The organism is Pseudomonas putida (genome assembly GCF_001976065.1).
Classification (GTDB): domain Bacteria; phylum Pseudomonadota; class Gammaproteobacteria; order Pseudomonadales; family Pseudomonadaceae; genus Aquipseudomonas; species Aquipseudomonas serbica.
In genome coordinates this window covers 117448-137438 of record NZ_MNAH01000006.1, presented here as the reverse complement: position 1 = coordinate 137438, position 19991 = coordinate 117448, and the positions used below count along the sequence as shown (strand labels likewise).

21 protein-coding genes and 1 pseudogene are annotated in these 19991 nt (G+C 58.4%); 11 read left to right on the top strand and 11 right to left on the bottom strand.

Going from position 1 to position 19991, the window contains the following annotated elements:
- Nucleotides 1-132: 132 nt before the first annotated feature.
- From BKX96_RS20915 to BKX96_RS20890, 6 genes are all read right to left on the bottom strand, one after another.
- The gene (locus BKX96_RS20915) at nt 133-705 is read right to left on the bottom strand and encodes a HupE/UreJ family protein (protein ID WP_077185385.1); all 573 of its coding nucleotides are present in this window, start codon (nt 703-705) and stop codon (nt 133-135) included.
- A gap of 29 nt (nt 706-734) precedes the next feature.
- Complete coding sequence (ureG, locus tag BKX96_RS20910) at nt 735-1349, bottom strand: urease accessory protein UreG (RefSeq protein WP_008058937.1); 615 nt, start codon at nt 1347-1349, stop codon at nt 735-737.
- A 23-nt stretch (nt 1350-1372) separates the two neighbouring features.
- Nucleotides 1373-2047, bottom strand: a complete 675-nt coding sequence (locus BKX96_RS20905) for an urease accessory protein UreF (RefSeq protein WP_046819746.1) — start codon at nt 2045-2047, stop codon at nt 1373-1375.
- Complete coding sequence (gene ureE / locus BKX96_RS20900) at nt 2044-2544, bottom strand: urease accessory protein UreE (RefSeq protein WP_077185383.1); 501 nt, start codon at nt 2542-2544, stop codon at nt 2044-2046. Before ureE ends, BKX96_RS20905 begins: the two co-directional genes overlap by 4 nt.
- A 186-nt stretch (nt 2545-2730) precedes the next feature.
- On the bottom strand, nt 2731-3363 hold the full coding sequence (locus BKX96_RS20895; protein ID WP_046819744.1) for a TetR family transcriptional regulator: 633 nt from the start codon (nt 3361-3363) through the stop codon (nt 2731-2733).
- Between the two features lie 172 nt (nt 3364-3535).
- Nucleotides 3536-3955, bottom strand: coding sequence for a hypothetical protein (locus BKX96_RS20890; RefSeq protein ID WP_077185382.1), 420 nt, complete (start codon nt 3953-3955; stop codon nt 3536-3538).
- 376 nt (nt 3956-4331) lie between these two features.
- On the opposite strand from BKX96_RS20890, the gene BKX96_RS20885 reads away from it, so the two are divergent.
- The 3 genes from BKX96_RS20885 (at nt 4332) to BKX96_RS32465 (ending at nt 8162) form a co-directional block, all read left to right on the top strand.
- On the top strand, nt 4332-6401 hold the full coding sequence (locus BKX96_RS20885; RefSeq protein WP_077185381.1) for an AsmA family protein: 2070 nt from the start codon (nt 4332-4334) through the stop codon (nt 6399-6401).
- A gap of 208 nt (nt 6402-6609) precedes the next feature.
- Nucleotides 6610-7392 carry a hypothetical protein gene (locus BKX96_RS20880; RefSeq protein WP_046819741.1) on the top strand — a complete coding sequence of 261 codons (783 nt, stop codon included), beginning with the start codon at nt 6610-6612 and terminating at the stop codon, nt 7390-7392.
- A 62-nt stretch (nt 7393-7454) separates the two neighbouring features.
- Nucleotides 7455-8162 (top strand): hypothetical protein, encoded by a 708-nt coding sequence (locus tag BKX96_RS32465; protein WP_143512454.1) that lies wholly within the window; start codon nt 7455-7457, stop codon nt 8160-8162.
- Here BKX96_RS32465 and BKX96_RS20875 read toward each other — a convergent pair.
- The gene (locus BKX96_RS20875) at nt 8118-9098 is read right to left on the bottom strand and encodes a LysR substrate-binding domain-containing protein (protein WP_046819739.1); all 981 of its coding nucleotides are present in this window, start codon (nt 9096-9098) and stop codon (nt 8118-8120) included. The two genes, BKX96_RS32465 and BKX96_RS20875, sit on opposite strands and share 45 nt — an antisense overlap.
- 120 nt (nt 9099-9218) lie before the next feature.
- Between BKX96_RS20875 and BKX96_RS20870 the strand changes: the two genes are divergently transcribed.
- The 3 genes from BKX96_RS20870 (at nt 9219) to BKX96_RS20860 (ending at nt 11161) form a co-directional block, all read left to right on the top strand.
- Entirely contained in the window at nt 9219-9857 is a 639-nt protein-coding gene (locus BKX96_RS20870; protein ID WP_077185380.1) for an FMN-dependent NADH-azoreductase, read from the top strand.
- Complete coding sequence (locus BKX96_RS20865) at nt 9858-10163, top strand: DMT family transporter (protein ID WP_046819737.1); 306 nt, start codon at nt 9858-9860, stop codon at nt 10161-10163.
- A 107-nt stretch (nt 10164-10270) separates the two neighbouring features.
- Nucleotides 10271-11161 carry an esterase/lipase family protein gene (locus tag BKX96_RS20860; RefSeq protein WP_077185379.1) on the top strand — a complete coding sequence of 297 codons (891 nt, stop codon included), beginning with the start codon at nt 10271-10273 and terminating at the stop codon, nt 11159-11161.
- On the opposite strand, the gene BKX96_RS20855 is transcribed toward BKX96_RS20860, so the two are convergent.
- Entirely contained in the window at nt 11158-12057 is a 900-nt protein-coding gene (locus BKX96_RS20855) for a DMT family transporter (RefSeq protein WP_077185378.1), read from the bottom strand. The genes BKX96_RS20860 and BKX96_RS20855 overlap by 4 nt on opposite strands.
- 95 nt (nt 12058-12152) lie before the next feature.
- Between BKX96_RS20855 and BKX96_RS20850 the strand changes: the two are divergent.
- The 3 genes and pseudogenes from BKX96_RS20850 to BKX96_RS20840 all read left to right on the top strand — a co-directional run bounded on the left by BKX96_RS20850 (nt 12153) and on the right by BKX96_RS20840 (nt 14483).
- Nucleotides 12153-12941: pseudogene (locus BKX96_RS20850) on the top strand (AraC family transcriptional regulator).
- A 72-nt stretch (nt 12942-13013) separates the two neighbouring features.
- Nucleotides 13014-13322 carry a PsiF family protein gene (locus BKX96_RS20845; protein WP_046819733.1) on the top strand — a complete coding sequence of 103 codons (309 nt, stop codon included), beginning with the start codon at nt 13014-13016 and terminating at the stop codon, nt 13320-13322.
- A 147-nt stretch (nt 13323-13469) separates the two neighbouring features.
- On the top strand, nt 13470-14483 hold the full coding sequence (locus tag BKX96_RS20840; RefSeq protein ID WP_046819732.1) for an AI-2E family transporter: 1014 nt from the start codon (nt 13470-13472) through the stop codon (nt 14481-14483).
- Between the two features lie 135 nt (nt 14484-14618).
- On the opposite strand, the gene BKX96_RS20835 is transcribed toward BKX96_RS20840, so the two are convergent.
- On the bottom strand, nt 14619-15893 hold the full coding sequence (locus tag BKX96_RS20835; RefSeq protein ID WP_077185377.1) for an Hsp70 family protein: 1275 nt from the start codon (nt 15891-15893) through the stop codon (nt 14619-14621).
- A gap of 297 nt (nt 15894-16190) precedes the next feature.
- On the opposite strand from BKX96_RS20835, the gene BKX96_RS20830 reads away from it, so the two are divergent.
- Together BKX96_RS20830 and BKX96_RS20825 are read left to right on the top strand one after the other, a co-directional pair.
- Nucleotides 16191-17135 carry a DnaJ C-terminal domain-containing protein gene (locus BKX96_RS20830; RefSeq protein ID WP_046819951.1) on the top strand — a complete coding sequence of 315 codons (945 nt, stop codon included), beginning with the start codon at nt 16191-16193 and terminating at the stop codon, nt 17133-17135.
- Nucleotides 17136-17158: 23 nt separating this feature from the next.
- Nucleotides 17159-17464 (top strand): chaperone modulator CbpM, encoded by a 306-nt coding sequence (locus BKX96_RS20825; RefSeq protein WP_046819730.1) that lies wholly within the window; start codon nt 17159-17161, stop codon nt 17462-17464.
- Between the two features lie 69 nt (nt 17465-17533).
- On the opposite strand, the gene BKX96_RS20820 is transcribed toward BKX96_RS20825, so the two are convergent.
- Together BKX96_RS20820 and BKX96_RS20815 are read right to left on the bottom strand one after the other, a co-directional pair.
- Nucleotides 17534-18484: an RHS repeat-associated core domain-containing protein gene (locus tag BKX96_RS20820; protein WP_077185376.1), complete on the bottom strand. Its 951-nt coding sequence runs from the start codon at nt 18482-18484 to the stop codon at nt 17534-17536.
- A 170-nt stretch (nt 18485-18654) separates the two neighbouring features.
- Nucleotides 18655-19782, bottom strand: coding sequence for a sensor histidine kinase (locus tag BKX96_RS20815; RefSeq protein WP_077185375.1), 1128 nt, complete (start codon nt 19780-19782; stop codon nt 18655-18657).
- Nucleotides 19783-19991: the final 209 nt, after the last annotated feature.

Genomic DNA, 19991 nt, shown 5'->3' with positions numbered 1-19991 from the left:
AGCAGGCCTGAGCAGTGTGTTGTCTGTCAGGCCGCCTTCGCGAGCAAGCCCGCTCCCACATTTGTCCTGCGTACACAGTTCCACTGTGGGAGCGGGCTTGCTCACGAAGAGGCCATTACAATCGATAGAGAGCTAGGCCGCCAACAACCAGACTCCGGTCGCCGCCGAAGCCACGCCTGCGAGTCGAATCAACGGCGCAGCGGCGCGCGGCAACACCCGCACCACCGCATAACCCGCTGCATGCAACGCTGCGGTCGCCGCCACAAACCCTGCCGCATATGTCCAAGGACTCGACAGGTCCGGCAATTCCAAGCCATGCGCCACGCCATGGAAGAGCGCAAACATCGCCGTTGCACCCATCGCCAGACTCAACGGCGGACGCACCGCCAGTGCAACCACCAGGCCCAGCGCCAACACAGACGCGGCGATCCCGCTTTCCATTGCCGGCAGGCTCAACCCTGCGAAACCCAGCAGCCCGCCGATCAGCAGGGTGCCAACGAAGGTGCACGGCAGCACCCAGCGCGCAGCACCCTTCTGCTGCGCCGCCCACAAGCCGACCGCGAGCATCGCCAACAAATGGTCGAGGCCACCGATCGGGTGGCTGATGCCGGCGAGCAAGCCATTGTCACCATGTCCCGGGTGAGCGAACGCGATGGCCGGTGTCAACAGCAGGGCCATGGCGCCCAGAATGCGTTTCAGTGTCATGCAGAAGCTTCCTTGTGGATAAGTCATGCTCAGGCTGCTGTCAGCAGGCCCTGGCGTTCGATGAAGGCGATGATGGCGTCCAGGCCCTGGCCGGTTTTCTGGTTGCTGAACACGAACGGCTTGCCGTTGCGCATGCGCGTTGTGTCGCTGTCCATCAGGGTCAGCGACGCCCCCACCAGCGGCGCCAGATCGATTTTGTTGATCACCAGCAGATCGGATTTGCAGATCCCCGGCCCGCCTTTGCGTGGCAACTTGTCGCCCGCGGAAACGTCGATCACGTAGATGGTCAGGTCGGACAGCTCCGGGCTGAAGGTGGCCGAGAGATTGTCGCCGCCGGACTCCACCAGGATCAGGTCCAGCCCCGGGAAACGGCGATTCAGTTGATCCACGGCCTCGAGGTTGATCGAGGCGTCTTCACGTATCGCCGTATGCGGGCAGCCGCCGGTTTCCACGCCAATAATGCGTTCCGGCGCCAGCGCTTCATTGCGCACCAGGAAATCGGCGTCTTCGCGGGTGTAGATGTCGTTGGTCACCACGGCCAGGTTGTAGCGTTCGCGCAGGGCCAGGCACAGGGCCAGGGTCAGGGCGGTTTTACCGGAGCCGACCGGGCCGCCGATGCCGACGCGCAAAGGTTGTGTGTTCATGTGGTTCTCCAAAATAAAAGGCCCTAGGACCGGAACAGACGGCTGTACTGGCGCTCGTGGGCCATACACGCCAGGGACAGGCCAAACGCGGCGCTGCCATAGTGGTCGGGGTTGATTCGGGTAGCGTCGTGTTGGGCCTGTTGCAGCAGCGGCAGCAGTTCGCTGGTCAAGCGCTGCGCGGCCTGCTGGCCCAGTGGCAGGGTTTTCATCAGGACCGCCAATTGGTTTTCCAGCCAGCTCCACAGCCACGCGGCCAGTGCATCCTGCGGGCTGATCTGCCAGGCGCGAGCAGCCAGCGCCCAGCACAAGGCCAGGTGGGGTTCGGGTCGGTGTTCGAGAAAGGCGCGGGCCTGGGAGTCCAGTTCCGGCAGGCCGTTGAGCAGTTGCTGCAAGGAGTAGCCCATTTGCCGGCTTTCCTGATACAGCTCACGGGTTTCCCGGCTGGCACGGTGTTCTTCGCAGCGCTGCAGCAGTTCGCTCCAGTTTTCCTCGGTCGCCGCCACGCAGTGGGCGAGCAGCAGCGGTGCCTCGAAGCGGGCGAGATTGAGCAGCATTTGATCGCTGATCCAGTGTCGCGCGCTGGTGGAATCGTGCACACGGCCATTGTCCACCGCCATTTCCAGGCCTTGGGAATAGCTGTAGCCGCCTATCGGCAACTGCGGACTGGCCAGGCGCAGCAAGGCCCATGCAGGGTTCATGGGCGCACGCCGAACTGGTGCAGTTTTGGCGGGTAATTGAAATTGTCGTCACCGTGACGGGAGTGGTGATGACCGCCGCCGTAGGCGCCATGTTCAGGTTGAAACCCGGCTTCAATGGGCTCGACGTCAGCGCCGAGTTGTTCGAGCATGGCCTTGAGCACATAGTCGTCGAGCAGGCGCAACCAGCCGTCGCCCACTTGCAGTGCGACATGACGATTACCCAGGTGAAAGGCGGCACGGGTCAGTTCGAAGGCATTGGCGCAGGTGACATGCAGCAATTGTTCGGGTCGGGCACAGACACGCACGACGCGGCCATCTTCGGCCTGCAGACATTCGCCGTCATACAATGGCGATTGACCCCGCTCCAAAAACAACCCGACGTCTTCGCCCTCGGCACTGAAACAGCGCAAACGGCTTTTACTCCGGGCTTCGAAGGTCAGGTGCAGCTCGGCGGCCCAGTCGGGTTGAGGGTCGATTCTGCGATGAATCACCAGCATCGGAAAGCTTCCAGCAATGGACAATGCTCAGGCAAGAGCAAGGGGCTTGCCAATCCGCTGATGCGTAGGAAATACCTGTAGGAGCTGTAGGAAAAGTTTCTGGGCGCAAAGGATTTTGGGTGAAATTGGTGCGCAGTTTTTCCCTGTGCACCAAGTTGAAGCCGGGCGGGTGTACTTTCGCGGTGCTTACTCGGTACTGCCCAGCCCCTGCCAGTGCTTGAGGCCGATAAAGATGAACCGCAGCTGTTGGGTGATCTTTGCCTGGGGCGTCAAGTGCTCGGGCAATGCCTCGACGGGAGGGTCGATGATGTCCGGCAGGGTGGCGAACACGCTTTTGACGATCAGGTCGGCCATGACGCTCAGGCCGGCGATGTCAAGGTGCTGCAGTTTCGGCATCAGGGACAGGTCGGCGGCGAGGTCCGAACTGATGTCCTCGCGCAAGCGACCGATGGCCAGGCGTACCGGCAATGAGCCGCCGTACTGCTCCCTGGCCAGAAACAGGAATTGCGAACGGTTGGCCGACACCACATCGAGGAAGATCCGCACGGACGCATCGATGATGCCGCCCATGACGAACTCGTTATGACGCACCAGGCGAATGGTTTCCCGGAAGGTCTGGCCGACCTCGCTCACCAGCACCAGGCCGAGCTCATCCATATCGGCGAAATGCCGGTAGAAACCGGTAGGCACGATGCCGGCGGTCTTAGCGACTTCGCGCAGGCTCAGGCTGCCGAAACCTCGGCCGCCCTCCATCAAATGGCGGGCCGCGTCCATCAAGGCGTTGCGGGTTTGTTGTTTCTGTTCGGCGCGGGGCAGCATCGCAAGGGCGTTTTCTGAAAAGGACTGCGGCGCACTCTAGCAAATCGGCTTTGCCGGCGTCGAACGACGTAAGGGGAGATCAGGCGGGGAGGTGCAACTTCTACAAAGGTTATGGCCAGAAAGTCAAAAGCCCAATCCGGTGATTGGGCTTTTTTTCAGGGCCGCCATGGGCTCAGCTCATAGCGCTGTTGCGTTCGATAACACGGTCACCACCACCTTCGGCAACGGTTTGACCTGGCGTGCGGTCGGAACCATCGGCGGCCAGGGTTTGGCCAAGGGTGCGGTCCGAACCGTCAGCGGCAACCGTCTGACCTTGTGGAGTCTGGTCGTAGCCGTCTTCAGCAACTGTTTGACCTTGTGGGGTTTGATCGTAACCGTCTTCAGTGATCAGGCCTTTTTCTTTCAGGCGATCGTTTCCACCTTCGGCAATGGTTTGACCTGGGGTGCGGTCGGAGCCATCAGCGGCGACGGTTTGGCTGAACACCGAGTGAGTGTCTTTCACTTGCGGGGTGGCCTGGTCGGCGGCTGGCAGTGCAAAGGCGGTGCTGGCCAGCATTGAAAGTGTAAGGCTAAGCAGAAGTTGACGTTTCATGATGGGGTGCTCCGTGGGAGGGCGATAAATTGGGTACGAAGGCAATGCTACTCTCGATAAGTCGATATAAAAGTTCATAAACGCAATGTTAATAATCAATGGAATTGATTGTTCTCTACAGCCCTTGTAAACCGGGCCTTCGCGGTGCACCCAGGTGGGTATTTTCGACCCAGTCGTGCCACGCAAAAGTGCGAAGTCGGTAACGCGGCCGGGAAGAGAGCGTCACGCTTAAGCGGTCAATTGCGGCAAAATCGGCTTTTCGATTAAACCTGCGGGCTATTTACCAGTCGTAGATTCCATGACGGGCCGGTTCTGGCCCTGCGTTTCTCCTGAGCATCGTGATCGTGACGCTCAGCCGTATCAGGAGCTCTGTGCAATGATGCGCACCCGTAGGATTCTCGCCTGGACCCTGACCACCTTCGTTGTGTTGTTGGCCGTGCTGGTGCTGATCATCGTGTTCTTCGACTGGAACCGGATCAAACCACCCCTCAATGCCAAGGTGTCCGAGGAACTGCATCGCCCGTTTGCCATCAATGGCAATCTGGCAGTGGTCTGGCAGCGCGAGCCCGAGGAGGGCGGCTGGCGTGCCTGGGTGCCCTGGCCGCACGTGGTGGCAGAAGATCTGAGCCTGGGCAACCCGGACTGGTCGAAGGCGCCGCGCATGGCCAGCCTCAAGCGCGTAGAGTTGCGTATTTCGCCGCTGGCCTTGTTGGCGCAGCGTGTGGTGATCCCGCGCATCGACCTCACCGAACCCAATGCCGAGTTGCAACGCCTGGCCGACGGGCGTGCCAACTGGACGTTCAAGTTCGACCCGAAAGACCCGAACGCCGAGCCCTCGCCCTGGGTGGTGGATATCGGCGCGATCGGATTCGACAAGGGACATGTCACTCTCGACGACCAGAGCCTGAAGACTCAGCTGGATCTACTGATCGACCCTTTGGGCAAGCCGATTCCCTTCAGCGAAATCGTCGGCGACAAAGCCGCGAAAACGGCGTCCGAGCAGGGCGGCGCACCCCAGGACTACGCGTTTGCCCTGAAGGTCAAAGGCCAATACCACGGCCAGAAACTCACGGGCCAAGGCAAAATCGGCGGCCTGCTGGCGTTGCAGGACGCGGGGCGGCCATTTCCGCTGCAGGCGCAAGCGAAGATCGGCGACACCAGCGTCGAACTGGCCGGCACGCTGACCGATCCGATGAATCTGGGCGCGCTGGATTTACGCCTGAAACTGGCCGGTACCAGCCTGGGCAACCTCTATCCCCTGACCGGTGTGACCCTGCCGGATACGCCGCCCTATGCCACCGACGGCCATCTGATCGCCAAGTTGCATGAGCCAGGCGGGGCGGTTTTTAGATATGAAGGGTTCAACGGCACGATCGGCTCGAGTGACATCCATGGCAGCCTGGCCTACGTCGCGGGCCAGCCACGCCCCAAACTCAGCGGTTCGCTGTTATCCAATCAATTGTTGTTTGCCGACCTGGCCCCGTTGATCGGCGCTGACTCCAACGCCAATCAGAAAGCCCGCGGCGGCGAAAGCAAGCAGCCACCGGACAAGGTATTGCCGGTCGAGGAGTTCAAGACGGATCGCTGGCGCGACATGGACGCGGATGTGGAATTTACCGGCAAGCGCATCGTCCATAGCGAAAAGTTGCCGTTCAACGATCTTTACACGCATCTGGTGCTTACCGATGGCGTACTCAGTCTCGAGCCGCTGCGATTCGGCGTAGCCGGTGGCAAGCTGGATGCGCAGATTCGCCTGAACGGGCACACGGAACCCTTGGAAGGCCGGGCAAAACTGACGGCCCGGGGCTTCAAGCTCAAGCAGTTGTTCCCGACCTTCGAACCGATGAAAACCAGCTTCGGCGAGCTCAATGGCGATGCCGACATTACCGGGCGCGGCAACTCGGTGGCCAAGCTGCTGGGCGGTGCCAACGGCAATCTGAAAATGCTCATCAACGACGGTGCCATCAGCCGCGAGTTGATGGAACTGGCCGGGTTGAACGTCGGCAACTACGTAGTCGGCAAGATCTTTGGCGACAAGGAAGTGAAGATCAACTGTGCCGCTGCCGATTTCGACATCAAGAGCGGTCTGGCCACTACGCGGTTGTTCGTCTTCGATACCGAGAACGCGATCATCTATATCGATGGCACGGCGAACATGGCGACTGAGCAGTTGGACCTGACCATCACGCCGGAATCCAAAGGCTGGCGGCTGATCTCGCTGCGATCGCCGCTGTATGTGCGCGGCAAGTTCATCAAGCCCGACGCCGGTGTTAAAGCTGTTCCCTTGATGTTGCGTGGGGCCGGGATGGTTGCACTGGGTGTGATCGCCGCACCGGCGGCAGGGCTGTTGGCGCTGGTGGCGCCGAGCGGCGGAGAACCCAATCAGTGTGCGCCGTTGCTGGAGCAGATGAAGGCGGGGAAGGCGCCGAAGACCGTTAAAAACTAAAAGAAATGAAGATTACTCTCCCATATAAATCAGTTCCCTGTGTGGCTGTATTGATATAACGGGTGGTCAAGCAAACAATGCTTCGTGGCTTGGAGTTCAGGGTAATAATGTGTCACGTATGGGATTTGGTAAGAAAGGATTAGGCTGATAAGTTGTCATTGTCAGCCAGTTGGCTGTCATAAATTCTCCACATGGATTTGGATTTTATATGACTATTTTAGTTCCGAGCATCGAAGAGAGTCGTGTGTTTTTCGCCAGTGCGCAACTTGAGCCATTGGTTGCCAAGGCAAAAGTCATCAGGTCCTTTGCCGATTTGAATAATCAGGCGGTGGCTAAATCGGATCTTCTGTTGGGTGAGAATGTTCCGACGGCGATCGGATTTACAGATAATCTCGACGAAGACAAAAAACAGGCAGCGGCGGACAGTATTCATTTTGCCGAGCGTTATGCAGATACCTATTCGGATAAAATCAAGGCGGCCATTGAGTGGCACTTAAAATACGCTGAAGCATTGAAGCATTGTGGTTGGACGCTGACAAATAACAAATACAAAGAGGATGTGAGTAAGCAAGCGCAAGTCACAATGGATTCCATCGTTCTTGATATTGTTAAGGCGACTGCGGGCAGGAATGGTCCAGCACTTGTCCAAATGTTGAACAGCGGCTTTAACAGGATTCAGTCAGATGAGCAACTTGTAACTGTATTTGACAAGAATAGCAAAAAGGGTAAAGACGCAGATTTCAGGATCATACCGTGCCTACAAACTCCTGGGGGTACAGCAATTGCCACTTTTGTATCGGTGGATTGTGAACTGTCGACGTCACAAGGAGGGGCTTGGTTTTGGAAGTGGAAGTTTTCCAATTTGAGAATGAAGCGAGTGGCGTCTGTGATGGAACTGAATATGGGACAGCATGATCGTCGGCGCAGTCAAATCATGGAACTTCTTGATCAAAATTCGGACGATTTTTTCAAGGGCGTCAAACTGAAGTGATTCATTCGTCATCGGGATGCTTGCTGGGCTTCTCGACGCGGGGGTGCAGCAAGGAGAGTAGTATGGTCAAGGATGATGTTTTATTAGTTGCTGGTAATTTTACCTCTGTTTCAATCGATCTTTTTGAAGTTTTGAAAAAAGATGTGGTTGATTCTATCTTGTTCTCTCAATTATATGCGAGTTCAAAGGTTGTAAAGTTCTCCGGTTCGCGAAAGTGGTATGAAAGTTATACTGAAGCGTTGTCGAAATCGAAGTGGAAGACTGGAGGTCATAAATATAGTCGTGTCGAACTGGGTGAGGGAGTGTCCGTTGTTTTGAATTCCCTTATTCATAAGAGATTGGCCTCGGTTGCGGGTTTTCCTCAGGTGGAACAATTTGAACGTCTTATGAATAGCATTCAAAGTGATGTTGCCGCGGAGGCGATCGCTTCAACAACTGAAGAGCATGCGATGGTGTGCAAGGTTGAGGGAAAAGCTTCAGCGGTTTCGAACGTCGTTCTCAATGTGAATTTGGTAGGGCAGGGGCCGGTTATATATTCGGTGTTTGTCTGCTTTAACACTGAGCAAAAGGTCGAAAGTGATTTTTTTCATCAGGAATTTAAAAGTGAGCTTGTTGTGGGTGAGATTGATATTGGGATCTCGCAATTTGTACTCGATAAGTATGCCTATGAAAAAAGTCGAATGCGGGAGAAAATTCTTTGCAGTCTTCCCGATGACACGGCTTCATTAGTGCTTGATATCACCGCTAATAGCGTTGTCCAAGTGCGATAATTCCTTCGTGCCTGTGATCGCAGCTTGAGGCTGCGATCCAGGCATTAGCCCCGATGATTTTGCTTCCTCTTGCAACCATGTAAAAAACGCCCGAACCGGAGGATGTCGCTCACGCCCCGGTACGCACAGTGCGCTGTAACCGGCGCCATCGACCTGGAGTTCGCCCCGATACGCCATTAATAATCCACTGGCCACGCTTTCTGAAACCAAGATATTGCTGGCCAGCACCAAACCCTGTCCGGCAATGGCCGCTTGCAGGGCGTAATGCTCTTCATCGTATTCGCGCACGGTGGGCTGACCCTCTAGCCAAGCCTCACCAGACTGTGCACACCAGGCTTCCCAGCCATGGGCGTAAAGCTTGGAATTGTGCCAGTGCACACTAATCAAGGTAGGCCTGTGACGGGCAGCCAAGGCCACTTGTTCCGGCGAGCCGTAAACGCCGAAAGACTCGTCGAACAGGCATAGGCCATACAGGTTCGGATAATCATCGAGGCTGTAGCGCACCACCAGGTCGACACTGGCGTCCTGATGCAAGTCGATGACCTCGCAATGGGTGTCCAGGCGGACACTGATGTTTGGGTGTCGAGCATAGAAACGACCCAGGCGCGGCACCAGCCAGAGGGCGGCGAAGGCGGCGGTGGTGGAGATTGTCAGGTTCGTGCGGCTGCGGTGCGGGCGCAGGGTGTCGACGCTCTGTGCCACTTCCAGCAAGGCACCGTGCAGGCTATGGAACAGCCGTTCGCCACCCTCGGTCAGGCGCACCTGGCGCGGCAAGCGTTCGAACAGGGCCACACCCAGCCAGCTCTCGAGGGAGCGGATCTGGTGTGACACCGCAGTCGGGGTCACTGAAAGTTCTTCGGCGGCGGCCTTGAAGCTCAGCAGGCGCGAGGCGGATTCGAAAGCGCGCAGGGCGGTCAATGGCAAGGAGGCAAACATGACATCTCCATGGATGAAATGAATTCATCCTGACTGATTTTTGTTCAGTTGTAGCAGGGCGGCTATGAGCTCCAAGCTGCAAGCCACCAGCCGTTTGAGTTTAGTCCCAAGGAGATTCAGATGAACACAGTTCTTGCGATTCATGCCAGTCCACGGGGTGATCGGTCGCACTCCCGACGTTTGGCGGAAGTGTTTCTGTCGGCCTGGCAGGCCCTTCACCCGCAATCGAAACTGACTCGCCGCGAAGTCGGCCGGGCGTTGATCCCGCCGGTCAACGAAGCCTTCGTGGCCGCCGCGTTTTACCCCGAACCCGATGCGCGTCCGCTGTCGATGCAGGCAGATCTGGCGTTCAGCGATACGTTGGTGGGCGAGTTGCTCGGCCATGACGTATTGGTGATTTCCACACCGATGCACAACTTCAGCGTGCCAAGCGGCTTGAAAGCCTGGATCGACCAGATCGTGCGGCTTGGGCTGACCTTCAATCACACCCTGGATAACGGTATCGCGCAGTACGAGCCGCTGGTGCAGGGCAAAAAGGCCTTGATCGTCACCAGTCGCGGCGGCTTCGGCTTCGGTCCGGGCGGTGAGTTGGAGGCGTTGAACCATGCCGATACGCTGCTACGCACGGCGCTGGGATTCATCGGCATCACCGATGTCACCGTAGTCGCCGCTGAAGGCGAAGAGTCCGAGGCGCGCACATTCGAAGTCTCGGCCGCCGAAGCAGAGCAGCGCTTGCTGGCACTGGCCAGGGAGTTCTAGATGGCCTGGCTGTTTTTGCTGATCGCCGCCGGGTTCGAAGTTACCTTCGCCATGGGCATGAAGTACGCCGAGGGCTTTACCCGGCTCTGGCCCTCGCTGATGACCATCGTGGCCGCGGTGGGCGGGATTTACTTCCTGACCCTGGCCATGCGTGAGTTGCCGGTGAGCATCGCCTACCCGATCTGGACCGCCATCGGTTCCCTGGGCACGGTGTTCCTCGGCTTTGCCTTGCTCGGTGAGAGCCTGACCGCGGTCAAGCTGTTGTCGGTCGGGCTGATCGTGGCGGGTGTGGTGGGGCTGAAGTAGGGTGGATGGCCTAGACTGGTCGTCGATTTGTCATGTTCGCTGGCGAAGCTTGGCGGATGTCTTGCATCCGCCAGCCGTCACCCACCGATCACAAGGATGTTTCGCCCATGTCGCAAGGTTCGGCAACGCGTTACCCGCTAGTGCTGGTCCCGGGAATGCTCGGGTTTATCCGTTTGGTGCTCTATCCGTACTGGTACGGGATCGCCGAGGCATTGCGCCGTGGTGGTGCGGTGGTGTTTGCAGTGCAGGTCTCGCCGCTCAACTCCAGTGAAGTGCGCGGCGAGCAACTGCTGGCGCGGATCGAAGAGATCCTGCGCGAGAGCGGCGCCGAGAAGGTCAACCTGATCGGCCACAGCCAGGGCTCGCTGACTGCTCGCTATGCGGCGGCCAAACGCCCGGATCTGGTCGCTTCGGTGACCTCGGTGGCGGGGCCTAATCATGGTTCGGAACTCGCCGATTATCTGCACCGGCACTATCCGCATGACAGTGCGATGGGCCGGCTGGTGACCTTTTTGTTACGGTGCATCGCGGCGCTGATGAGCCTGCTGGAGACCGGCTATCGCGGACCGAAGTTGCCGGTCGACATCCATGCCTCCCATCACTCACTCACCACCGCAGGCGTGACCCTGTTCAATCAGCGTTATCCACAGGGGCTGCCGGAAACCTGGGGCGGGCCAGGGCCGGAACAGGTTAACGGCGTGCGTTATTACTCCTGGTCCGGGACCTTGCAGCCGGGCAAGACCGATCGCGGGCGCAACCTGTTCGATGGCACCAATCGCAGTTGCCGATTGTTTGCCAAAACCTTCGTTCGCGAGGCCGGGCATTGCGACGGCATGGTGGGGCGGTACAGTTCGCACCTCGGGACAGTGATTGGCGATGAGTATCCGCTGGACCATTTCGACATCGTCAATCAGTCGTTGGGGCTGGTGGGGAAAGGGGCGGAGCCGATCCGCTTGTTTGTCGAGCATGCGGCTCGGCTCAAGGCTGCAGGCCTTTAGGATTTTTGCTCAGGTAACGCTGACCTTGCGCCCAACACGGTGGTCCAGCGCTCGGAAAGAATCACCCCGCCCAACGTCAACAGGCCGCCCACCAGGTGGTACATCGCCAACTGCTCGTGCAGCACCACCGCCGCAATCAGCGCGGTGATCAACGGCAGCAGATTGAAGAACAGCGTGGTCCGGCTCGGCCCCAGACGCACCACGGCCTGCATCCACGCCAGCGGTGCGACCATCGAGGCCAGCAGGCAGGCGTAAAGCACCAACGGAATATTCTGCACAGTCAGCCCGGTTTTCGCTGAGGCGAGAAACAACGGGAACAACACCACCACCGCTACCAGCACCTGCAGGTACAACAACACCAATGGCGGCAAGCGCAGTTGCCATTTTTTCAGCAAGGTGCTGTAGATCGCATAGGCCAGGGTGGCGATCAACATCATCGCGTCACCCAGGTTCACCCCGTGCTCCAGTAGCGCGCCCAGGCTGCCTGACGAGACGACTACCAATACCCCGGCAAACGACAGCACCGCACCGGCCAGGGCGCCGATGGTCAGGCGTTGGCCGAGGCTGATGATCGCCATGGCCAGCGACATCAATGGCATCAAGGACAGGATGATGCCCATGTTGGTGGCGGAGGTCAGGCTCGCGGCGAAGTACGCCAGGCTCTGGTAAACCGCCATGCCGAGTACGCCGAGGACGAAGATCTTACCCAGGTTCGGGCGAATCGACGGCCAGTGGGCCATCACCGGTTTGAGCATGAAGGGTGTGAATAACAAGCCGGCCAGCAGCCAGCGGTAAAAACCGATCTCGGCGGGGTAGATCGCCCCGGCGGACATTTTGGTGATCACGGTGTTGCCGGCCCAGATGAAAATGGCCAGCAGGGGATAAGCGTATTGCATGGGAAAAACCAGAACGTTGATAAGGGGTAATTATCCCTTGTCCGGTTACAGGCCTATACTTCGATCCAGACAACCAACCGTCGATTCCGGACAGCATGACCAGTAAACACATCGACCTGTTGGATTTCAGCGAACTACCCGCCCCGGTGTACTTCCGCTACGCCGATTTCGATGCGCATCGCTTTGCCTCGGCGCATCGGCACCCGTGGGGCACGCTGGAGTATTCGGCCCATGGCGTATTGCACATGGAAATCGGTGGCAGCCGTTTCATGTCGCCACCGCAATACGCGGTATAGGTGCCCCCTGAGACCGAGCACAGCTTCTACAGCAACCAGCCGATCAATTATCGCGCGGTCTGCCTGGCGCCCACGCTTTGCCGTGAACTGCCACACGAGGCCTGCACGCTGGCCATCAACGACATCCTCAAGGCGATCCTCAAGGACTTTGCCGCCCGGGACGTGAAGATCCCCGAACAGGCGGCGGACCAGCGCCTGGCCCAGGTATTGGTGGATCAACTGCAGCAAGCGCCAGTGCATGAGTGTTACCTGCCCTATGCCAGCAGTCACCGACTGCTTGAAATCCTTGAGGCCCTGCAGGCCGAGCCCGGGGATAACCGGCCGCTGGCAGACTGGGCCGCGCAGATTCATGTCAGCGAACGCACCTTGGCGCGGCAGTTTGTCCGTGAGTTGGGCATGAGTTTCGGTGAATGGCGCCAACGCCTGCGCTTCCTGACGGCGATCGAGGCGCTGGACAGCCATCGCAGCATTCAGGACGTCGCCTTTGACATGGGTTACAGCACCGGCTCGGCGTTCATTGCCATGTTCCAGCGCCAGGCCGGGTGTACGCCGGAGCAGTATCGGCGCAGCCACCTGGAGACAAGATGAAGGTGTATCAAGTGTTGTCTACACTCCAGATCAAGGCCGTTCCCCTCGATGCGGTAACAATGAGAGAACTCCATGAAAATGTTGCGTGCCACTTTGCTGATGATGGGTTTACTCCTGTGTTCCCAAGGCTTTGCCACCACTGACCAACAGAACAAGATGACCACCTGCAACGCCGATGCCACGGCCAAAGGCCTCAAGGGCGATGAGCGCAAACTCTTTATGAGCAATTGCCTCAAGGCGGCACCGCCGGCCACTGAAGCCGTACCGGCCTTGACGCCGCAGCAGGAGAAAATGAAAACATGCAATGCCGACGCCACGACCAAAGACCTCAAGGGCGATGAGCGCAAGGCGTTCATGAGTGATTGCCTGAAGAAAAAATAAGCATTGGGCCGGGCTGTGAATTCATCTTCGCGAGCAGCGCAAAAAAACGATCGCCCTCCGACCAGGGTCGAGCCACACATTCCCTAGTGCTGCCATCGGATCGCTGGCAGACTGCCAATCCTTTTACGCCGTTCGTTTTGAGGCTGTATGCCAACGTTTTCTCAACGTCATGTGTTGCTGGTCATAAGCTGGGTCATCATTTTTGGCGGACTGCTGCTGGTGATCCCGCTACGGTTGTTGCCCAGCCTGCTGGCCGGGTTGCTGGTTTTCGAACTGGTCAACATGCTTACCCCGCAATTGCAGCGGCTGATCGAAGGCCGGCGCGCGCGGTGGTTGGCGGTGGCGTTGTTGGGCACTTTGGTGGTCAGCGCGTTGACGCTGATCTTTGCCGGTGCCATCAGCTTTCTGCTGCATGAAGCGGAAAACCCCGGTGCGTCGCTCGACAAGTTCATGGGGGTGGTCGATCGTGCGCGCGGGCAATTGCCGCCGTTCATCGATGCCTATCTGCCCGCCAGTGCCGCCGAGTTCCGCGTGGCGATCGGCGAGTGGATGAGCAAGCACCTCAGCGACTTGCAACTGGTGGGCAAGGATGCGGCGCACATGTTTGTGACGCTGCTGATCGGCATGGTGCTGGGGGCGATCATTGCCCTGCAACGCATACCGGACCTGACCAAACGCAAACCGCTGGCGGCAGCGCTGTTCGACCGTCTGCATTTGCTGGTGCAGGCGTTTCGCAACATCGTGTTCGCCCAGATCAAGATTTCCCTGCTCAACACCTTCTTTACCGGGATATTCCTGGCGGTGGTGCTGCCAATGTTCGGCATCAAGCTGCCCCTGACCAAGACCTTGATCGTGCTGACCTTCCTGCTCGGTCTGTTGCCGGTGATTGGCAACCTGATTTCGAACACCCTGATCACGATCGTCGGTCTGTCGCTGTCGATCTGGGTGGCGCTGGCCGCATTGGGCTACCTGATTGTCATCCACAAGCTCGAGTACTTTCTCAACGCGCGGATCGTCGGTGGGCAGATCAGTGCCAAGTCGTGGGAGTTGCTCTTGGCGATGCTGGTGTTCGAGGCCGCGTTCGGCCTGCCGGGGGTGGTGGCAGGGCCGATTTATTACGCGTACCTGAAGAGCGAGTTGAAGCAGGTGGGGATGGTTTGATCCGAAAGATGTATTGCCTGAGCTGGCCTCTTCGCGAGCAAGCCCGCTCCCACATTTCAATCGTATTCCGTCTGGAGGAACTCGGTCGAATGTGGGAGCGGGCTTGCTAGCGAAGGGCGTACCAAAGATTTCGGATCAGCCCATCGAACCGTAACGCTTCGCCGCTTCAATCGCCAACCCGCTGCCGATGCTGCCAAAGATATTCCCTTCCACATGCCGTGCATTCGGCAACATCGCCGAAACGCTGTTGCGCAGAGCCGGAATGCCACTCGAGCCACCGGTGAAAAACACCGTGTCCACCTGATCGACCCGCACATCGGCCTGGGTCAGCAGCTGGGTGACGCTATTGCGTACGCGCTCGAGCAGGTTGTCGATGGCCGATTCGAACAGGGCACGGCTCAGCTCAACGCTCAAGCCGGCTTCGATGCGATCCAGCGGAACATGGCGGTGGTCGGCGTGGGTCAGCTGAATCTTGGTCTCTTCGACTTCCATGGCCAGCCAGTGCCCGGCGCGCTGTTCGATCAGCTTGAACAGGCGGTCGATGCCACCGGTGTCTTCGATGTCGTAGCGCATGCTGCCCAGGGCCAGTTGGGACTTCTGCGAATACACCGAGTTGATGGTGTGCCAGGTCGCCAGGTTCATGTGATGGCTCGTCGGCATGTAGGCACCGCTCTTCATCCGGCTGCCGTAGCCGAACAGCGGCATCAGGCCCTGCAGGCTCAGTTGCTTGTCGAAATCGGTCCCGCCGATGTGCACGCCGCCGGTGGCAAGGATGTCATCCTGGCGATTGTCGAGCCCCCGACGCTGTGGCGACAGGCGCACCAGCGAAAAGTCGGAAGTACCACCACCGATGTCGACGATCAGTACCAGCTCTTCCTTCTCGATGGTCGACTCGTAGTCGAACGCGGCGGCAATCGGTTCGTACTGGAAGGAGACTTCCTTGAAACCGATCTTGCGCGCGACGTCCACCAGGGTGTCCTCGGCCTCTTTGTCGGCCATCGGATCATCGTCGACAAAGAACACCGGGCGGCCCAGCACCACTTCTTCGAATTCCCGACCGGCGGCGGCTTCGGCACGGCTCTTGAGCTGGCCGATGAACAGGCCGAGCAGGTCCTTGAATGGCATGGCCGTGCCAAGCACGCTGGTGTCGTGCTTGATCAGCTTGGAGCCCAGCAGGCTCTTGAGCGAACGCATCAACCGGCCTTCATACCCTTCCAGGTACTCGTGCAGCGCCAGCCGGCCGTACACCGGGCGGCGTTCTTCGATGTTGAAGAAGACCACCGAAGGCAGGGTGATCTTGTCGTCCTCCAGCGCGATCAGCGTTTCCATGCCGGGGCGCAGCCAACCGACGGTGGAGTTTGACGTGCCAAAGTCGATGCCCACGGCACGGGCTGGAGATGCGTTGTTCATGTCTTGGGGGTTCCGGTTAAAAAACGGCCGCGCAGTGTATGTCAGTGCGCGACAGATTCGAAGGCCGACTATCTGCTAATTCTCGCAAACCCACGTCTTGAAAGATGGCTCAAGACCCCCAAACTACCCTGCATCAAGCTGGTAGCCGCGGAGCAACCGAAAGTCGCACCGCCCGCTGCCGATAAACTTCTTACGCGCCGCCCGGTCACAACCTTGAGATCGGTCTAACCTTGTTCTGCTGACAAGTGCATGATGAGGCAACTGGCGCGATTTCGATAACGGATGGTGATTCCCGCGATGGACTTCAAAGACTATTACAAGATTCTCGGTGTGGAGCCGACCGCAGACGACAAGGCGATCAAGGCTGCCTATCGCAAGCTGGCGCGCAAATACCACCCCGATGTCAGCAAGGAAAAGGACGCCGAAGCCAAGTTCAAGGACGCCTCTGAAGCCTATGAGGCGCTGAAAAGCGCTGACAAACGCGCCGAATACGACGAATTGCGCCGCTATGGCCAGCATGGCCAACCCTTCCAGGGACCACCGGGCTGGCAGAGCCGCGGCGGTTTTGGCGGCGGTGGCCAGGACACCGGTGACTTTTCCGATTTCTTCAGCTCGATCTTTGGTAATCGTGGCCCTGGCTTCGGCGGGGCAGAATCACGTCGCAGCACCGGACGTCGAGGGCAGGACGTGGAAATGGAACTGGGTGTATTCCTCGAAGAAACCCTGTCGACCGAGTCGAAGAAGGTCACCTTCCAGGTGCCGCAGTACAACGCTGCCGGCCAGCATGTGAGCAACACCAGCAAAAGCCTGAACGTGAAGATCCCGGCGGGGGTGACCGATGGTGAGCGCATTCGCCTCAAGGGCCAGGGCGCTCCGGGTGTCGGTGGCGGTGCCAATGGCGACCTGTACCTGACCATTCGCTTTGCGCCACACCCGAAATTCGACGTCGAAGGCGAGAACCTGATCATCACCTTGCCCTTGGCACCGTGGGAGCTGGCGCTGGGCACCGAAGTCGCGGTGCCGACCCTGACCGGCAAGATCAACCTCAAGGTCCCGGCGGGCAGCCAGAACGGCCAACGCATGCGCGCCAAGGGCCATGGCCTGATGAACAAGGCCGGCGAACGCGGTTACCTGTTCATCCAGTTCAAGGCCGTAATGCCCAAGGCCGCGGACGATGACGTCAAGGCACTGTGGCAGGAACTGGCAAAGAAAGCCGCTTTCAACCCGCGAGAAAACTTCTGAACCCAGCGACGGAGTAGCCCATCATGAGCAGCCCCCTGATCGTTCAACTGGACATGGCAGAATTCTGTGAGGCGACCGACCTGTCGGACGTCTACGTGATCGAAATCGTCGAGCACGGCATCCTCGAACCTCAGGGCGGACAGCCCAAGGATTGGCGCTTCACCGATTACGAACTGACCCTGGCCAAACGCGCCGCCAAGTTGCGGCGCGACCTGGAGCTGGAATGGGAAGGGGTGGCGCTGGCGCTGGACCTGCTTGAAGAGGTCCAGCAGCTAAGGGCGGAGAATCGGATGTTGAGGCAGCGGTTGGGGCGGTTGGTGGTGGAATGACAAGATTTGAAGTGCGAGCAACCCAAGGGATTCCGATAGCTGCCCCACGCGCTGTTATTGTTTGTTGCCTTAATTTTTTCTTCTTCGAGCTTGGGTGAACACTTGCAAGTTCACCCGTACCTCACCCATTGAATCTATACTCAAGCCTTGGTGAATGTCATCGGGGGTAAGGGGTAAAGGGCGTGTGGCTGGATTCAAATTGGCATTCCGACCTTGAACATGACTGGGAATATTCCGCCTAGCCGGGTTGGTCGGCTTGTTGGATCTATTTACAGGTGGGCCAGGAGGTGATGCGCTTGCCGAGGCTAGCGTCGAGCTTCTTCCAGCTGAGCTCTGTTGTTGAGACAATTCCCTGAAAGTCTTCATCTCCGCAGGCGCGGCGGTGGCAGACGGTGGAGTCCAGTTTCGTCGCCCAACAGGCAAATGTCCGTTGATGTGTTCACCAGTAATTGGGTCCAGTGGAGCTCCAGCGTTGGGTAGAACCATCTGTTTGGGTATCGAAGGGAGGGGCTCCGTGCGCCTTGTTGCTGCAGGTGAGGTGGAAGGGATGAGCGGATCTAGGCTCGAGGTACTGGATGTTCTAGTTACGGTGTTGCGCGAGAAAAAATTTCTAATCCATTGTTTAAAACCTATATGCCCCGTCGGATCAGAAGCATTCACCGGATCCCCCACGCAATACATATACGCATTCAAGCCGCCTCCGCCAAACGGGCTCCAACTGTCCGGGCTATGAAAGCGCATCAACACCGGGTTGTAAGCGCGATAGCCGTTGCCCAGCAAATACCAGCCAATCTGTGCCTCGCGCATTTGGCCGTTGAACCCCAAGCCCGTCGCAACCTCCTGCCGTGCTGATTGCTGACCGTAGGCGCTATAAGCGATGGAATTCGCCTTGCCCACCGCGCTTTCGACAAGGACTGAATTTTTATTGTCGGTCGCCAGCAGCACGGTGCGTGCCTGAGTGACATGTATGTTGGCAGGTGAGCGCATGACAGGGGCTTCCTTGTTGAGAGGATCAACCATGATCGACCTCCCGAGTCTGACGTAGGGGCCCAGCGTTGTGAACTATCAGATCTGATAGTGAACAGGCTCGCTCCCACAAGGGATTGTGCTGGGTCGTAATAGTACGAACGCCACCAGACCAATGTGGGAGCGAGCCTGCTCGCGAAGAACCATAACGCGATCTTTCGACGTCAGACGGTCCTGGGCAACACCACCGTAAACAAAGTGCCATCGACCTCGTTGGAACTGACCTCAATCGTTCCGTGGTGCGCTTCCACCACTTCCTTGACGATGAACAATCCCAGGCCAAGACTGGTGGAGGGCTGGCCAAGCTCTTCATCGGCGCTGCGCACCAATGGATCGAAGATGGTGCCGATCGCGTTGGCGGGAATCGGCGTTCCGTAGTTATGGACCGTTATGCGAACCGTGTCGGGCTCGCCGTTGAGCGTGACCCTCACATCGCGTTTGTTCAAACCGTGCTGCAACGCATTGCCGATCAGGTTTTGCAGCAATTGACCCAACCTCCCGGCATCCCACACACCTCGAGTATCGCCCTCTACCCTGACCGTTGGATCGCATTCAGGGTTGCCGGCGCAGGCTTCGGCAATCGCTGCATGTGCGGCATCGGCAAGGTCCATGGGCTTGGGTTCGATCGGCAGGCTCTTGCCCAGGCGACTGCGCACCAGCTCCAGTAAATCGCTGACCATCACCGCCATGTGACGGGCACTGCGCTTGATGTTGTTCGCGCAAGCCAGCGCATCGCCTTCCAGGGTTGTTTTACGCATCAGCAATTCAGTGGACATGCTCATCGCTTGCAACGGCGCGCGCAGGTCGTGGCCGAGTATCGCCAGGAAGATATCCCGCGAGTGATTCACCTGTTCGGCGTAGGCCGCGGTGGATTCTGCGAGTGCTTCATCAATGGCTTCGTTGAAGCGAATCATGTCCTGGAAATAGGTCAGGTCCGGTGATTCCAGGCTGTCGACCCACAAGCGAATCACACAGGCACGCAGGTGACGGAATTCGCTGGTCATCTGCACCAGATCGAAACCCACGGTATGCCGCAGCTCGCCATGGCTGGCGCCGGCTTCGTCCAGGCTCGGGGTTTTCTCGGGGCCTTCACCCTTGGCCTTGGCCAGCTGTTCGCTGGCGGTTTGCGCGGTGGCCATGTCGCGCGCGGCGGCCAGCAGAATCGCCTTGGCATGGTCGCGCAAGGCTTCACGGTCCATGTTTTCGGCCGCCGGCATGATCGTTCTAGCGAACTGTTCCCATTCATCAACGATACGGTCCACGTGTTGCCTGATGAAGTCGGGGAGGCGCATGACCGGTTTCCTGCTTGGAATGTAGGGGGATCTTAGCCTCTTTAGCGCCGGGCAAAAACTACCGCTGGGGGGCGGATCATGCCTGGGGTCGTCCAGGTGGTATTTATCTATATTTCCGGTTCTTAAAATCAATCTTGTCCTGTGTCTTTTCGGGGGTGTTTCAGCAGGATTTTAATCTTTTGTTTTAGTGGCTGTTGAATAAGCTGGAG

What these genes read in the sequence shown, in the direction of transcription:
- BKX96_RS20835 (WP_077185377.1), bottom strand. Translation starts at nt 15,893, where the DNA reads ATGAACAACGCATCTCCAGCCCGTGCCGTGGGCATCGACTTTGGCACG.
- BKX96_RS20865 (WP_046819737.1), top strand. Translation starts at nt 9,858, where the DNA reads ATGGCCTGGCTGTTTTTGCTGATCGCCGCCGGGTTCGAAGTTACCTTC.
- BKX96_RS20840 (WP_046819732.1), top strand. Translation starts at nt 13,470, where the DNA reads ATGCCAACGTTTTCTCAACGTCATGTGTTGCTGGTCATAAGCTGGGTC.
- ureG (WP_008058937.1), bottom strand. Translation starts at nt 1,349, where the DNA reads ATGAACACACAACCTTTGCGCGTCGGCATCGGCGGCCCGGTCGGCTCC.
- BKX96_RS20845 (WP_046819733.1), top strand. Translation starts at nt 13,014, where the DNA reads ATGAAAATGTTGCGTGCCACTTTGCTGATGATGGGTTTACTCCTGTGT.
- BKX96_RS20875 (WP_046819739.1), bottom strand. Translation starts at nt 9,098, where the DNA reads ATGTTTGCCTCCTTGCCATTGACCGCCCTGCGCGCTTTCGAATCCGCC.
- BKX96_RS20905 (WP_046819746.1), bottom strand. Translation starts at nt 2,047, where the DNA reads ATGAACCCTGCATGGGCCTTGCTGCGCCTGGCCAGTCCGCAGTTGCCG.
- ureE (WP_077185383.1), bottom strand. Translation starts at nt 2,544, where the DNA reads ATGCTGGTGATTCATCGCAGAATCGACCCTCAACCCGACTGGGCCGCC.
- BKX96_RS32465 (WP_143512454.1), top strand. Translation starts at nt 7,455, where the DNA reads ATGGTCAAGGATGATGTTTTATTAGTTGCTGGTAATTTTACCTCTGTT.
- BKX96_RS20830 (WP_046819951.1), top strand. Translation starts at nt 16,191, where the DNA reads ATGGACTTCAAAGACTATTACAAGATTCTCGGTGTGGAGCCGACCGCA.
- BKX96_RS20870 (WP_077185380.1), top strand. Translation starts at nt 9,219, where the DNA reads ATGAACACAGTTCTTGCGATTCATGCCAGTCCACGGGGTGATCGGTCG.
- BKX96_RS20815 (WP_077185375.1), bottom strand. Translation starts at nt 19,782, where the DNA reads ATGCGCCTCCCCGACTTCATCAGGCAACACGTGGACCGTATCGTTGAT.
- BKX96_RS20855 (WP_077185378.1), bottom strand. Translation starts at nt 12,057, where the DNA reads ATGCAATACGCTTATCCCCTGCTGGCCATTTTCATCTGGGCCGGCAAC.
- BKX96_RS20915 (WP_077185385.1), bottom strand. Translation starts at nt 705, where the DNA reads ATGACACTGAAACGCATTCTGGGCGCCATGGCCCTGCTGTTGACACCG.
- BKX96_RS20860 (WP_077185379.1), top strand. Translation starts at nt 10,271, where the DNA reads ATGTCGCAAGGTTCGGCAACGCGTTACCCGCTAGTGCTGGTCCCGGGA.
- BKX96_RS20825 (WP_046819730.1), top strand. Translation starts at nt 17,159, where the DNA reads ATGAGCAGCCCCCTGATCGTTCAACTGGACATGGCAGAATTCTGTGAG.
- BKX96_RS20895 (WP_046819744.1), bottom strand. Translation starts at nt 3,363, where the DNA reads ATGCTGCCCCGCGCCGAACAGAAACAACAAACCCGCAACGCCTTGATG.
- BKX96_RS20885 (WP_077185381.1), top strand. Translation starts at nt 4,332, where the DNA reads ATGATGCGCACCCGTAGGATTCTCGCCTGGACCCTGACCACCTTCGTT.
- BKX96_RS20890 (WP_077185382.1), bottom strand. Translation starts at nt 3,955, where the DNA reads ATGAAACGTCAACTTCTGCTTAGCCTTACACTTTCAATGCTGGCCAGC.
- BKX96_RS20820 (WP_077185376.1), bottom strand. Translation starts at nt 18,484, where the DNA reads ATGGTTGATCCTCTCAACAAGGAAGCCCCTGTCATGCGCTCACCTGCC.
- BKX96_RS20880 (WP_046819741.1), top strand. Translation starts at nt 6,610, where the DNA reads ATGACTATTTTAGTTCCGAGCATCGAAGAGAGTCGTGTGTTTTTCGCC.